Raw genomic sequence first — 14490 nt, 5'->3', positions numbered from 1 at the left:
AGATTTTTATCACATGCCTTTGTAAAGAAAGAAGCATCCAACGATCAATAACATTAAAGCAAAGCATTTTTTAAGTACGATTGGCGATAAAATATGTGCTGTTTTAGCTCCAAGCTTAGCCGTCATAAAACTCATAATGCTAATACCTAAAAATGCATAGATATGTACAAAACCAATAGTGTTAGGCACATTGATATGCTGTTTCATACCAAAAAAAATAAATCCTAAAGCACCTGCGATGGCAATTGGTAAGCCACATGCTGCCGAGGTTCCGACTGCTTTTTGCATGACTACACCATAATGATTTAGATAAGGAACGGTTAAACTCCCTCCCCCAATACCAAAAATTGCTGAAGCAACTCCGATGCCTGTACCTGCAAATATTTGTCGAGTTGTTGATGGTAATACCTTACCCTGATCGATTACATTTTTCGCCCCAAAGAACATTTTGTAAGCAACCCAGATCACAAATATCCCGATGATCAATTGTAAATTTGCACCAGAAAGTAATCCCGCAATACCAGCTCCTAAAAATGAACCAAGGATTAGTCCTGGTGTTAGATTTTTAAATACAGGCCAAATCACGGCGCTGTTTTTATTGTGGGCGATCAATGAACTAATAGAAGTCACAATGATTGTTGCCAATGAGGTTCCCAAAGCCATATGCATGATGACATCTGGTTGGTATCCCATTTGAGTGAATACGATATATAAAAGTGGAACGATAATGAGCCCACCACCCACACCAAAGAGTCCAGCAGCGAAACCAGCTAAAGCCCCGATGGCTAAAAAAATGATTAATTCCACGAGATATTTTCTTAAAATAAAGGGATGAATAGATAGTTGGCTCAGGCAATTTCTGCAATCTGCCCAACTTGATGATAAGCACGATTAAAGTAGACTAACCCCTGATCATGCTGACTTTGTTGGATAGCTACGATACGACAAATAAAAATGGTATGTGTTCCAACTTCCTGAATCTGCTCAATTTGACAATCAAAGCTAACCAAAGCATCTTTTAACACAGGTGAGCCAGTTTCTAACTCTGTCCAACTACCATATTTAAAACGTTCTTCAGGACTCATCTTTGATGAAAACACTTTAGACATATGCTGATGATGTGCCGCCAAGACGTTCACAGTGAGAATTTTATTTTCAACAAAGTGTGTATGTGAACTAGAAGCGATATTCATACATACCAAAAGTGTTGGTGGTGAATCTGTCACGCTGCACACAGCTGATGCCGTAAATCCATATCGACCTGTAGAGCCAATCGTTGTTACAACACTCACTGCACTTGTTAATAAAGACATTGCATTTCTAAAGTCTATTGCTTCAATCATTAAATTGTTCCTCAATTGAACCGTACCTTTTAGATTTAGCAATATCATGCTATTCCACTTCTTAGGCACATCATCTGCATGTGTTTTATAGATGCGATCTTTGGTCAAGATTGACGCTAAAAGAGACTCATGGCTTGATCATCATTTTGATTGCAAACCATAAATTCTATTTAGCTCAAAATATTAGTTAGATAGTTCTTTTCGAACGATTTCTGCACCTGCGCTTAAAGCATTAAGTTTGCCTCTCGCTACATGGCGAGACAACGGCGCCATACCACAATTGGTTGATGGATAAAGTTTGTCAGCATCAACAAATTGCAAAGCTTTTCTTAATGTATCGGCAACTTCTTCAGGTGTTTCGATATTATTAGTAGCAACATCGATCGCACCTACCATCACTTTTTTACCGCGAATTAGTTCAATTAGATCCATTGGTACACGAGAGTTTTGGCATTCTAGCGAAACGATATCAATTTTAGATTGTTGAAGCTTAGGAAAGGCTTCTTCATATTGACGCCATTCTGAACCTAATGTCTTTTTCCAATCTGTATTGGCTTTAATACCGTAGCCATAGCAAATATGTACGGCTGTTTCACATTTCAGACCCTCTAGCGCTCTTTCTAAAGTTGCAACACCCCAATCATTGACCTCATCAAAAAATACATTAAATGCAGGTTCATCAAACTGGATGATATCAACACCAGCTGCTTCGAGTTCTCTCGCTTCCTGATTTAAAATTTTTGCGAATTCCCATGCTAGTTTTTCGCGGCTTTTATAATGTCCGTCATATAAGGTATCAATCATGGTCATAGGACCTGGTAATGCCCATTTGATCGGTTGATTGGTTTGTTGACGTAAAAATTTAGCATCTTCAACGAATACAGGTTTTTGACGACTGACAGCACCCACAACGGATGGAACACTTGCATCGTAACGATTTCGAATTCGAACCGTTTCACGCTTCTGGAAATCAACGCCATCTAAGTGTTCAATAAATGTTGTGACGAAATGTTGGCGAGTTTGCTCACCATCACTTACGATATCGATGCCCGAGTGTAATTGCTCGTGCAGTGACAGTCTTAAAGCATCTTGCTTAGCTTCATAAAGTTGTTCATCTTGGAGTTTCCATGGCGACCAAAGCTTTTCAGGTTCAGCTAACCAAGAGGGTTTTGGTAAGCTGCCAGCAGTTGATGTCGGTAATAATCTTTTCATAATCAGTAATCTTCTATATCGGTTTACACAGCAGCATAATTTTGTTCGGTGTAGTTCTCAGCCCACTGTTCGAGAATCTCTCGATAAGGTTTGATAAATTGCTCTTCAGTGAATTTGCCTTGTTTTACAGCTAACTGACTACGCTCTTCACGGTCGTATACGATTTGCGTTAAAGAGTAATCTTGGTATTTCAAACTTGGTTGATAGCATTTGCCAGCTACAGAGTTAGCATTGTAAATTTCAGGTCGGTAAATCTTTTGGAATGTTTCCATTGTGCTGATTGCACTAATCAGTTCTAGGTTGCTGTAATCACTTAGCAAATCACCTGAAAAATAAAAAGCTAATGGCGCTACACTGTTAGCAGGCATGAAATAACGTACTTTTAACCCCATTTTCTTGAAGTATTCATCTGTCAGAGAATATTCGTCTTGTTGATATTCAACGCCCAATACAGGATGTACATTTGCAGTTTGATAATATGTTTTTGTGCTCGATACACTCAGGCATATCACAGGTGCTTTATCAAAATTCGCTTTGTATGCAGCTGAGTTGATTAGGTGTTTAAAAAGCTTGCCGTGTAATACACCAAAGTTATCTGGCGCACTAAATTTTGCTTGATTTTTACTGTGTTCTAGTAATAAGACACTAAAATCATAATCACGCACATAAGATGAAAAACTATTACCTACCATGCCATCAATACGCTTATTTGTCTGATGATCAACAATTGTTGTTTTTAGCATTTCAATAACTGGAAATGCATGACCATTACCTTCGATATCCATATTTGCTGAAATAATATCGATTTCAACTGAATAACGATCCGCTTTTGGATTATCCCAATGTGCTAAGTCATTGAAACGATTATTGATCATTTGTAAGGTTTTACGTAGATTTTCTTGACGGCTCTCACCTCTTGCTAAATTTGCAAAGTTAGTTGTAAGACGTGTGCTTTCTGAAGGATGATAATTTTCATCAAAACGAATACTTTTAATAGAACATGTAAATTTTTTACTCATTGTACTACTACCCTAATCTCTAAGATAAAACCTGAATTTCTGTATGAAATAATTTATACATGAATGTTCACATGAGTAAAAATGATTTAATCTAACCAAAAGATGAATAAAATTCATGGTTGTGTGTTTTTATGGGTTTCAGTGCTCTAACCTGAATGAACTTCATCATGAGCTGAAAAACTATCAGGATATTGATTGAATTATTGCTATAAGGGTGTGTTTGTAATTTGGAGTTATTCTTTAGATGATGACATACAATCTTTCTTTTCTATTTTTTCGTTTACAACGATATAAAACTTGAATTTTATTAATTGAATAACAGAATCCCATATAAAAAAGACGATCCAATTTTTAAGTCAGATCGTCTTTATTCATATCAGTGAATTGGATTTAGAAATTCACCGACCAAGAAAATTGTGCGGTGCGTGGAGCGCCTAGGAACAAATAATCATCCCCAAAGAAGCTTCCCGCATCTCTCCAATATTTTTTATTAAATAGATTATCTACATTAAATCTTAACGTGTTTTCATAGCCATTAGCTTTAAAGTTATAAGCTGCACCAGCATTAAAAACTGTGTAGCTTGGAACTTTCACGCTGCCTATTTTATTGGCATATTTACTTGAACTGTATTGTGTACCAGCCAGTAATCTTAAGCCTTCTACTTGTGGCAATTGATACGATAAGTAAGTTGCAAAGCGTACTTTAGGAACATTCTGAGTTTGATGGCCTTGATATTCAGCGACATCGATCTCTTTTAAGCGTGAACGAGTCAGCGCCAAAGTCGAGACCATATCTAAATTCTGTGTCAAACGTCCTTGCAAACCAAGTTCTAAACCTAAGTTATGTTGTTTACCATCAGTTAAGTAATAGTTATCAGCATTCGTATATTGATGATCTTGTTCTAGATCAAATATTGCTGCTGTAAATAACATAGATGGTAATTGATGCTTCAATCCCAGTTCATATTGGGTGGATTTGATTGGAGCAAGTGTTTCAAATGCATTACCGACAATCCCTTTTTCTTCATTACCGAAGGCATACCACGGCGCTTGTCCGCCATCACTTAGACCTTTGCTAAATGATGTGTAAACTTGCGTATTTTCCCAAGGTTGGTACATCACTGCAAATTGTGGCAAGAATCGGTTTAAATCTGTATCACGAATCATATTCGCTGCCGCATCATAAGCTTTCTCATCTAAAGAAAGGATTTTTCCACCTATATGAACTGACCATGCGTCATTGAAACGGATTTGGTCTAGTAGATTTAATGCGGTTTGCTGACTATCAAGGGACTTATAGCGATTGCCTAGAGCTACATCTGTAGGCTTATAGTCCACAGTATTGTTATAGATGTTGCCCGTACCAACGAGTTGATTGATTGCATCATATTGAGCACGTCGTTTATAGGTATGAGATAACTCGACATTTAAGCTATGCTGCCATGTCCCTGTTGCGAACTTGCCGTTTAATCCTGTTTTAAATTGATTTGTTAAATAACTATCATCTGGACTACGGAAATCATAAATATCGTAGTTACCTTTTTGATCAAAGGTATTGCCTAAACCTGTAAATTCACAAATCTCACTATAACAACCCCACGGGAATGCTGAATAGTCATCAACGACTACACGGCTTTGCGAAGCGGATAAGCTTGCTGTCCAATCATCATTGAGACGATGCGTATATTTTAAACTCGTATTCAGACTTTCATTAGTAACGGGTTTACTCCAACTTTGATAACCCAGTAAACGATCCCATTCCACATTAGTCGGTACAATTTTTCCATCTAATAATTGATAGCCTGGTACCGAGCGCTGACGTTGGCGTTGTGATTCAATATCAAACTCAAGTTTTGAATCATCAGAAATCTTCCAGTCCAAAGCAACTGAACCAAAAAGTCGCTTCCCATTTGTATGCTCTACATACGGATGAATCTCTTCGTGAGCTAAATTGATTCGATAGCCAAATTGTTGATTTTCACCCACGATATCGCCTATATCTGTTGCGATACGATAACCACCCTGACTATCTGTTTCTAAGGTAACTGAACGAATATCCTTTGGACGTTTAGTCACGTAGTTAACTATTCCACCTGGCGTAGACATACCACTTTGGATTGCGCTGATACCCTTTAAGATCTCGACTTGCTCTTTATTTTCTAACGCAACATTTTGCTCGCCTCTAAGTAAGTTGCCATTGAGTAGATAACTTGAACCTAGATTGAGCGCGAAACCACGCATAATAAAGTTTGAGTAATAGCCAATAGGCGCATAACCATCCCCTACAGAAGCATCATTTTTCACAACGTCAGCCAGTGTTTTTGCATGCTGATCAGCAATGCGTTCGGCAGTAATCGTGCTCACTGAAGCAGGAATTTTAGCAACGGTTTGTTGATTAAAACCTGATAAATTGATTTGAGGTTGGTAGTACACACTTTGAATGGATTGTGCTGCTAAAGTGATAGTTGGAAGTTGCGAAACAGTGTTTTCATCTTCTGCATTTGCGACGACTGAGCTTAGTCCCATACACGAAAATGAACCAACGGTTAGAAGCGCTTTTTGTAAACGAGAAAATGAAAATGGATAAGTTTTCACAGTAGTTGCCTAACCCCAAAAAAGATAATGGTATAACCTGAATTTTCGAGGCTGAGTATTCACAATTTTTGATGCTTGAACAAGCGCCTTTGCTTACATATATCTGAATTTTTAGCTACTCCGATAATCCGACAAACAAAATGACCAGTTCAGCCAAACCGTGTTAGTATTTGAAAATGACAATTCATCATGTCAAATTAAAAAAGAAAGGAATTGCTATGCTAAAAATGCAACAAATCAACATCACTCAAGAATTCAATGCCCCTGTCGAAAAGGTATTTGCGATCCTCAGCGAACATGAAAATTTGAATAAGCTCTTCGCTCCAGCAAAAGTGACTCGTTTGAGTGATGGTCAAGATGCACGTAATGGGGTTGGTTCAGCGCGTAAGTTATCTATACCACTCACACCTTCATTTGTTGAAACAAATTTAGTCTATAGAGAAAATGAATTGATTGAATACGCGATTACTAGTGGTATTGCACCAATTAAAGCGCATCGCGGCGTAATGAAGTTTACTGATTTGGGAAATAATCGTAGTCGTTTGGACTATACGATTAGCTTTAAGGGTCGTGTGCCTTTTATTGGGCCAATTATCAAATTGGCATTACAAAATGGTGTGAGCCGTGGACTTAAAAAACTAAAAGTATAAGTTTTAGAGAAATTTCGTATTCTCTAATTTGAATCTTAACTCCCATAATTTCTGATTGTGGGAGTTTTTATTTGCTGTATAGATCAACTTTTCTTTCAAAATTAATTTCTAAAATAACATTCAGCTTATTTTTACGATAAATTAGATCTATTCAATAATTTACTTAGGAAAAGCGATGACTCTTAAGCAGCTAAAGGCATTTTTAGCACTTGCGCGTACTTTAAATTATGCCAATGCTTCGCTGGAACTGCACTTAAGTCAATCTGCTTTAAGTCTAAGTATAAAAAGTTTAGAAAATGAACTCGGCGGTAAGTTGTTTAATCGAAATACACGTCGTGTTGAACTGACTCAAGAAGGCAAATCTCTCATTCCCTACGCAAAAAAACTATTGGCAAATTGGGATGAAATGGAAAATGACGTTAAACAACGCTTTAAATTAAATCGCGGCACACTCAGTATCGCCTCAATGCCCTTTTTTACCCATGCGATCTTGCCTGATGTGATTCATTCTTTTTTATCTGAGCATCCAAACCTTAATTTTTCGATTCATGATATTCCAAATGAAACCATTATCGAAAAAGTTCAAGATGGTATCTTTGAGTTAGGCATTTGTTTTGAACCAGAACTGACCGAAGGCTTAGAGTTTGTGCCTTTGTTTGATGAAGACTTTCTCGCCTTGCTTCCTAAAAATCATCCCTTAGCAGATAAAGCACGTATTTCGTGGCAACAATTGTTTTCCAATCCTTTTATTACCCTACAAAAGCCATCGATTGTTCGTCACTTGGTTGAGCAAAATGGACTTGGGGAGATCAACCGGGGACAGGACAAAGTTTCTTGATGCAAATTGCTTTAATTGGCATTCTTGCTTTGACCTTAATAGGAATCGGGTTGTTCTTCAAAATTCACAATCGTAAAAATCATCCGTAAAAATCATCGTTTAGGTAAAAAGCCTATTCGATTTTTTCATCGTTATCTGGGCATCAGTTTAAGTGTTTTTATCTTGTTATGGGTGTTTAGTGGTTTTTATCATGTTTGGCATAAAAAACCTGAACTTGTAAATATTCAGCCCATCTTCCATACGCAAGATTTAAACCCTTAAGCATGGCAATTGGCAGTTCAACGCCCAATTCAGCGACTCAATCTTGTACCGATCGCTTTTGATCAGAATCAAGCTCATGCAGGCTGGATGATTCAATTGACTGGAAAACCTCAGTTACAAGGGAGCATGACCACAGCGAAAGAACATGATCATCATCATCATGCAAAAAATGCTGCACCAGCGATTGAGTTAATTGATGCAAAACATGCTAGAAAATTGAATCCTCTTGAGCAGAGCAAATATTTGGCAGCGTATTATTTAAACTTCCCTTTAGAGCATTTTACTCAAAGTTCGTGGGTAACTCGTTTTGGCGGTGAATATGGTTTTATCAATAAACGTTTACCTGTGATTAAGGTTGAAACAAACTTAAATGACCAGCTTAGACTTTATATAGAGCCAAGTAGTGGTGTCATTGCAGCGCAAGTAAATCAGCAAGATGCTATAGAGGGCTTTAGTTTTGCATATTTGCATAAGTGGACATGGTTACCGATCGATAAAACGCTTAGAAACATTCTGTTGGCAACAATTGCGGGACTGATTACAGTATTAGTTATCTTGGGAAGTGTATTGGCAATTCGAAAACGTTAAAACGGAATTGATCCTTCTTTTCTGAGAAGGATCAATCCTATAAAAATTCACTTAGATATAAAAGAAAGCAATCACAAAAGTTAATATTAAACCCGTCTCACTTAACTCAATTGTCGCACCCACAGTATCGCCCGTGATACCACCGATTCGCTTAATAAACAAAATTCTTAAGTAAACTAATATTAAGAAAAAGCTGAATAAAGCAACTAATCCAATTAATTTAAATGCACAAAGCAATGCCAATGTAATGACAAAGACCATCCATCCTACAGTTTTAGGAATAGAATCAGTCATTGAACGCCCTAATCCATTTTCTCGAACATATCGTGTTGTGAGAAATAAAAATAAAGGAACAATGCGACCCAGCATGGGAATTAAGATTAAAAAAGCAGAGAGCTGTTGTTGAAGCAAGACATATAAAGCGGAAAATTTAAGTAAGCAAACAATAACTAAACTTAGAACACCAATAGGACCACAACTTGGGTCTTTCATGATTTTTAAGGTCCGTTCCCGATCACCAAAACCACCTACCCAAGCATCTGCTGTATCCGCTAGACCATCTAAATGAAGTCCACCCGTAAGCCAAATCCAAATCACTAAAATAATGGTTGCAGCAAGAATAATCGGTAGTTTTACGAGAAGAATTGAAAGTCCAAATAGGGTTAATCCTATTAGCAAGCCTACAAGTGGATAAAAAAGTACAGATTGACCATTTTGCTTTGCAGTTGGTATCTGTTTTAGTTCGATGGGTAAAACAGTCAAGAATTGCAAAGCGATCCAAAATGGTGTCATTCTTTGATTTCCTCAAAACTGAGACTATCGTTTTTATACATTTTTACTGAATACAGTTGCCCAAGCTCAGCAGACTTTTTTAATAAATCATTGAGATGTTTATGTCGTGCTAAACAAGTGAGTAATTTAATCACACCACCATGCGTAACAACTAATGCTCTATTCCATTGATGTATTTTCATTTGAGTGTGGATTTCATCAAAGCCAACTTGAACACGCTGTAAAAATTGTTCTAAAGACTCACCATTTGGTGCATGATATTTTGTTGGAAATTGCCAAAAATTTGCCAATAACTCGGGCTCATTTTCATAAATGCTTTGAGTCGAAATACCTTCCCAATCACCAAAATACATTTCTTTGATATGCATATTTAATTGCAGAGGTGTTTCGAGTCGCTCTGCTAAATTGATTGCAAAGGCATGACAACGCTGTAAAGGTGAACTAAAAATAACATCCCAATTAGTACCTCCAGCGACATATTGCTGTATGGTTGATTGCATCTGCAACCAACCATTTTCTGTTAGTTCATCATCAGTATGCCCACGTAAAGTATGGCTTAAAGTTGTTTCACCATGTCGCAGTAGATCAAGGCGCAACTTTATCTCCTGTTACTGCAGCTTCGGCAAAGGTTGCCATTTGATTATGTAAAACACATGCCAATTGCAGCACTGACAATGCTGCGCCTGCACCACTTCCTTCACCCAATCTTAGATTCATTTTTAGAATTGGCTGCGCTTTTAATTCTTTAAGAATACGAACATGACCATATTCTGCTGATTGATGTCCAAATAGCATCCAGTCACGACAACTTGGCTGTATGCGAACAGCACATAATGCTGCAACGGAACTAATAAAACCATCCACCACAATAGGCAAACCAATTTGAGCACAACGTAAATATGCTCCTGTCATGGCAGCAATCTCTAAACCACCCACGGCAGCTAGAATTTTCAAAGCATCATTCTTAACACTAGATTGGTGGAGTTCAATTGCCTGATTGATGACTACAATTTTATGTTGTAATTGTTGATTATTAATTCCTGTTCCGACACCTGTCAGTTGTGCTGCATCTTCATTCAACAACAAACATGCGATAGCTGAAGCGGAACAAGTATTGCCAATCCCCATTTCACCAGCGATAAAAATATCAGCCTGTTCTGACTGAGCTAGCTCCACACTAGTTTTACCTAATGCTAATGCAGCAAAACATTCTTGTTCAGTCATTGCAACATGTTGAGCAAAATTGGCTGTTCCTGCACGAATACAATGTCGCTCTACACCGACATAATCATAGGGATCGCCTACCGTTCCACAGTCAATCACTTGTAACCGTGCCTGATGATGTCTTGCAATAACACTAATTGCTGCACCGCCAGACGCGAAATTTTGAAGCATTTGACGTGTCACGGCTTGAGGATAAGCTGAGATATTTTCTTCAACTACACCATGGTCACCTGCGAAAATCGTGATCCAAGGTTTTTGAATTTGGGGATGAACTGTACCCTGTAAACTTGCTAACTGAATCGCAAGCTGTTCTAACTCTCCTAAAGCCCCTGTTGGTTTAGTGAGTTGTTGTTGTCGTTGTTCGGCTAGATGTTTTGCTTCCAAATCAATTTGTTGTGCCGATTCTGTGTACCAAGCATTTTGTTCAGTCATGTTAATTCTCATCTTTTAAAATCATTGGAAAGCCTGCAACACAAAACATCACTTTATGAGCAAGCTGCCCTAATGCTTGGTGCAATCGACCAGCTTCATCCACAAATCGACGGCTAATTTCACCCATCGGCACGACACCTAGCCCAGTTTCATTACTGACTAAAATAATTTCAGATTTAAGTTTGGGTAATATTTCTAATAACTTTTCTGTCTGTTGCTGCTGCAAATCTTGATCTTCAGCTAACAATAGATTGGTCAACCATAAGGTAAGGCAATCAACCAAAATGATTTGATGTTCTTGATCTAGTTTTAATAATTGATCTGCCAGAAAAATAGGCTCTTCACAAAGTTGCCATTGCTTAGGTCTTTGTTGTTGATGATGTTGAATTCTTTGCTGCATTTCATCATCTAAAGCTTGCGCCGTGGCGACATAAATCACAGGGATTCCACGCTGCTGAGCTATATTTTCAGCCAATCGGCTCTTACCCGAACGTGCACCACCCAAAATTAATTGCAACATATTAACCTAATACCATTTGATGATAAGGATACAGTAATCCTTGTAAAATCTGAGCCTTATAATAACCGAAAGTTAATTGATTCACTTGAATTTTAATCCTTTTGGCTTCAAAGCTTTTTATTCTCTCTAAAACAAGATCACTACTCCACGCATCGCTATAAAGTCCAATCGTAATATGTGGACAATATTGCAGTGCCGCTATTTCATTCGAGACAAGTGCAAGCTGAGAACGGATTTTTTCTAAAATTTTTTCTCGATCGATGATTTGAATAAATAAAGCACTACTAAAACTATCGATCGTTGTGAGTTCTAATTCAAAGGGTTCAAGTTGTAATTGATTGATAGATTTTAGATGTTGTAAGAATTGTTCATGTGAAAAATCATCATTGTATGGAGAAAGATGGGTATTTAGAAAACCGCACACGAATAACGTAATGTGATACTGACGTTGATTCGACCTAATAAGGAAATCTGAGAAATGTGTTTTGATCGCATCTAAATATTCAACTAACTCTGGTTGATCAATTTCGATATACCACAAAGCATAATCTGTACGACCATGATGCCATTCTGGATAGTCGCGAATTTCAGTTTTTACGAGTTGAATAGATGTTTGTAATAACACAACGACAATAACGCTCTGACAGTTGTGTTATTCAAACATAATTTACTGGCAAGATTAAATAATTTTAAAAATCATTTAAGCTGTTTCAAACTCGGCATTTTTAACACGAAAAGATTGCCCTAGCTCTGAAATCTTTAATTCAGCTGAGATTGATGTATAAATCAACTCAAACAAATCTTTCTTTTCATGCTCAGTAATATCCATTTGCTCAATAGCGTTTTGTAAATGCGTAATCACTTCATCAACAGGAATTTCTAAAAGCTTAACCGCATACACATAACCCGAAACAGCACCTTGTAATAAGTACTTATATGGCAATTGTTGCACGATATGATTTTCAATACTGCCGAGTACGCGTTCGTTGTAACCCAATTTTCTCAATGGATCACGAGCAACACGCTCACATGGATCTTTATAAGCAGAACGGCATGAGTTCATGAAACTTTCAGCCATACGATCAAGTTGTTTAGCTTGATTCGGAACAAGATTTACCAATCCTGATTTCACTTCACCCACCAATTGCTCAGCAAATTTCTTGATCTTCTGATCAGCTAAAGCAATTCCAATCATTTCATGATCAATAAGACTCGCCTGCCAAGCGATCATGGCATGACAGCCATTCCAAAGACGATTTTTAATGATTTGAATATCTGAGATTTGATCAACCAAGATCATTTGACGCATTTTATTTAATAGCGGACTTCGATTTTCAACATAGATCGGCATATCTGTTTCGCTATGGAATAAAATTAAATCCATATTTTGTAAAAACTGCCCCGCTTGGAACTGTTCGCGCATTTCCACTAATGATTGGCTGAGCTGACGTTCCTGTTTTTCAGTTAATGCAGTTTCATCTGATAACTCAATCGTTTCTTCATTTAAATCAGCTTGATACTGTTTAAATAAACGATGCTTAATATTGAGTTGGCGATACAAAGCCTGATCACTCAATTTTGAGACCATACGATTGACCACCGTATCACAGAAATAATGCTCACTTAGAATATGCTCAGCAACATCTTCATCCGTGATCTCAAGCAAAGCTTCACGAATATGTTTGAGCACCAAATATTTTGCACAGACCTTGTTTAAAATAATTAGGAAAGTGATTGGTTCATGATTATTCAAATCTTGTGACATGAAACGAGCCAATAAACCTTTGGCAATTATTTTTGATTCAGATGCTATCGCATGCTCAGGCAAACATAACGCTATAAGACTAGATTGCGCGTACATTTCAAGCATCTGTTTGTCATTATCAGCATCAATAACGGTCAAGTTATCAATTCGTTCATCAAAAGATGATTGCCCATATCGAATACTGTAGCTACCAAAACTGTTCACTGATTTCAAATACAATTTATTTCGAGTGGAAGCCAAAATACGTTTTGGACGCGTATATCCATCCCAATGCGAAAGGATTTGAGCAATATACCCACCGCCAATTGCACCAAAACCATGAATCCCAACGGTTAATTGATTCAAACTTTGCGGAAATGGTTCTTGTAGTTGTGGCATATCCATTTCAGGAATGTACTGATCTAAAGCATTTAAATATTCATACAGATCCTGATAATAAAAATTTGCTTTCGCTAACATTCGATCATTTGGTTCTTTAATATCTTTAAATAAAATTGTAATGCCGCCCGCATCATGAGCTGAACAGATTCCATTTTCTGAATCTTCAAACATCAAACACTGACTTGGTTGTAAATTTAGTTTTTGCGCAGCGGTAATAAAGATTTCTGGATGAGGTTTTCCCTTTTCAACTTCATCCCCACACACTAACAGATCAAAAAATTTATAAACGTTGGCATTAATTAAGTATTCTTCTGCTATCGCACGTCGACTAGATGTCGCAACTGCCATTCTTAAACCTGATTTGCGTAAGCGCTCTAAAACTTGAATTAAACCTTTTTTGATTGGAACACCATTGTGACGCACGGATTCCAACTCAAGCTCATCAGCACGTTTTCTAATTGCTTGATATGGAACATCTTCTCCATAAAATTTCTTTGCAAGTTGCTCCGCAGTTTTTGCGCTCAGACCTAAGCACTGCATTAAATATTCATCTGAAAATTCCTGTCCAATAAGCTCTTCTGATGCTTGTTTCAATGTTTCGAAGCGTAATCGCTCTGTATCAAACAATGTTCCATCCATATCAAAAAGTGCCCCTTGAACAGGAAAATCATGAAAAATCAACATCTTTACTCCTCTTATATTGTTTTACTTCTAATAGGCTAACTCAGAAATGAGCTTAAATTTCGACCGTTAAATAAATGAAATAAATTTGATTAATAAACAACCAAACAACCATCTATGTTTACGTCCTAAGATGTAGTTATGTAAGTTTCCTTGCTTTTTAAAAGAATATATGAATGATTTTTAATC

At 37.3% G+C, this 14490-nt stretch carries 12 protein-coding genes and 2 pseudogenes; 3 read left to right on the top strand and 11 right to left on the bottom strand.

All coding sequences use genetic code 11. From position 1 onward, the window contains the following. Nucleotides 1-9 precede the first annotated feature (9 nt). The 5 genes from MKL32_RS10030 to MKL32_RS10010 all read right to left on the bottom strand — a co-directional run bounded on the left by MKL32_RS10030 (nt 10) and on the right by MKL32_RS10010 (nt 6169). On the bottom strand, nt 10-807 hold the full coding sequence (locus MKL32_RS10030; RefSeq protein ID WP_039907982.1) for a sulfite exporter TauE/SafE family protein: 798 nt from the start codon (nt 805-807) through the stop codon (nt 10-12). 41 nt (nt 808-848) lie between these two features. Continuing rightward, on the bottom strand, nt 849-1343 hold the full coding sequence (locus MKL32_RS10025) for a flavin reductase (RefSeq protein WP_125298720.1): 495 nt from the start codon (nt 1341-1343) through the stop codon (nt 849-851). 183 nt (nt 1344-1526) lie between these two features. After that, a complete protein-coding gene (locus MKL32_RS10020) occupies nt 1527-2555 on the bottom strand; it encodes a methionine synthase (RefSeq protein WP_004911103.1) in 1029 nt (342 codons plus the stop codon). 23 nt (nt 2556-2578) lie between these two features. Beyond that, nucleotides 2579-3574, bottom strand: a complete 996-nt coding sequence (locus tag MKL32_RS10015) for a DUF1852 domain-containing protein (protein WP_004954402.1) — start codon at nt 3572-3574, stop codon at nt 2579-2581. 390 nt (nt 3575-3964) lie between these two features. Then, entirely contained in the window at nt 3965-6169 is a 2205-nt protein-coding gene (locus MKL32_RS10010; protein WP_039047953.1) for a TonB-dependent siderophore receptor, read from the bottom strand. A 218-nt stretch (nt 6170-6387) separates the two neighbouring features. Here MKL32_RS10010 and MKL32_RS10005 point away from each other — a divergent pair, with 218 nt between their 5' ends. From MKL32_RS10005 to MKL32_RS09995, 3 genes and pseudogenes are all read left to right on the top strand, one after another. After that, nucleotides 6388-6819: an SRPBCC family protein gene (locus MKL32_RS10005; RefSeq protein ID WP_004911109.1), complete on the top strand. Its 432-nt coding sequence runs from the start codon at nt 6388-6390 to the stop codon at nt 6817-6819. 175 nt (nt 6820-6994) lie between these two features. Next, nucleotides 6995-7621: pseudogene (locus MKL32_RS10000) on the top strand (LysR family transcriptional regulator); the annotation flags it as partial. Further along, nucleotides 7615-8506: pseudogene (locus MKL32_RS09995) on the top strand (hypothetical protein); the annotation flags it as partial. The pseudogenes MKL32_RS10000 and MKL32_RS09995, both read left to right, overlap by 7 nt. Before the next feature lie 51 nt (nt 8507-8557). Here MKL32_RS09995 and MKL32_RS09990 read toward each other — a convergent pair. The 6 genes from MKL32_RS09990 to mtlD all read right to left on the bottom strand — a co-directional run bounded on the left by MKL32_RS09990 (nt 8558) and on the right by mtlD (nt 14304). Beyond that, the gene (locus MKL32_RS09990; RefSeq protein WP_126131939.1) at nt 8558-9298 is read right to left on the bottom strand and encodes an adenosylcobinamide-GDP ribazoletransferase; all 741 of its coding nucleotides are present in this window, start codon (nt 9296-9298) and stop codon (nt 8558-8560) included. Next, the gene (locus tag MKL32_RS09985; protein ID WP_262579301.1) at nt 9295-9894 is read right to left on the bottom strand and encodes a histidine phosphatase family protein; all 600 of its coding nucleotides are present in this window, start codon (nt 9892-9894) and stop codon (nt 9295-9297) included. The genes MKL32_RS09990 and MKL32_RS09985 overlap by 4 nt, the downstream gene beginning before the upstream one ends. Beyond that, a complete protein-coding gene (gene cobT / locus MKL32_RS09980) occupies nt 9884-10954 on the bottom strand; it encodes a nicotinate-nucleotide--dimethylbenzimidazole phosphoribosyltransferase (RefSeq protein WP_270900487.1) in 1071 nt (356 codons plus the stop codon). The genes MKL32_RS09985 and cobT overlap by 11 nt, the downstream gene beginning before the upstream one ends. A gap of 1 nt (nt 10955) precedes the next feature. Then, nucleotides 10956-11474: a bifunctional adenosylcobinamide kinase/adenosylcobinamide-phosphate guanylyltransferase gene (gene cobU, locus MKL32_RS09975; protein WP_270900486.1), complete on the bottom strand. Its 519-nt coding sequence runs from the start codon at nt 11472-11474 to the stop codon at nt 10956-10958. A 1-nt stretch (nt 11475) separates the two neighbouring features. After that, on the bottom strand, nt 11476-12099 hold the full coding sequence (locus MKL32_RS09970) for a 2'-5' RNA ligase family protein (RefSeq protein WP_126131940.1): 624 nt from the start codon (nt 12097-12099) through the stop codon (nt 11476-11478). Nucleotides 12100-12174: 75 nt separating this feature from the next. Next, a complete protein-coding gene (mtlD, locus tag MKL32_RS09965; protein WP_126131941.1) occupies nt 12175-14304 on the bottom strand; it encodes a bifunctional mannitol-1-phosphate dehydrogenase/phosphatase in 2130 nt (709 codons plus the stop codon). Nucleotides 14305-14490: the final 186 nt, after the last annotated feature.

This window comes from Acinetobacter sp. AOR34_HL (assembly GCF_027854795.1).
In the GTDB taxonomy this organism is placed as follows: Bacteria; Pseudomonadota; Gammaproteobacteria; order Pseudomonadales; family Moraxellaceae; genus Acinetobacter; species Acinetobacter junii.
Note: the sequence above shows the minus strand (reverse complement) of the source record. Positions and strands in the feature narration are given on the sequence as shown.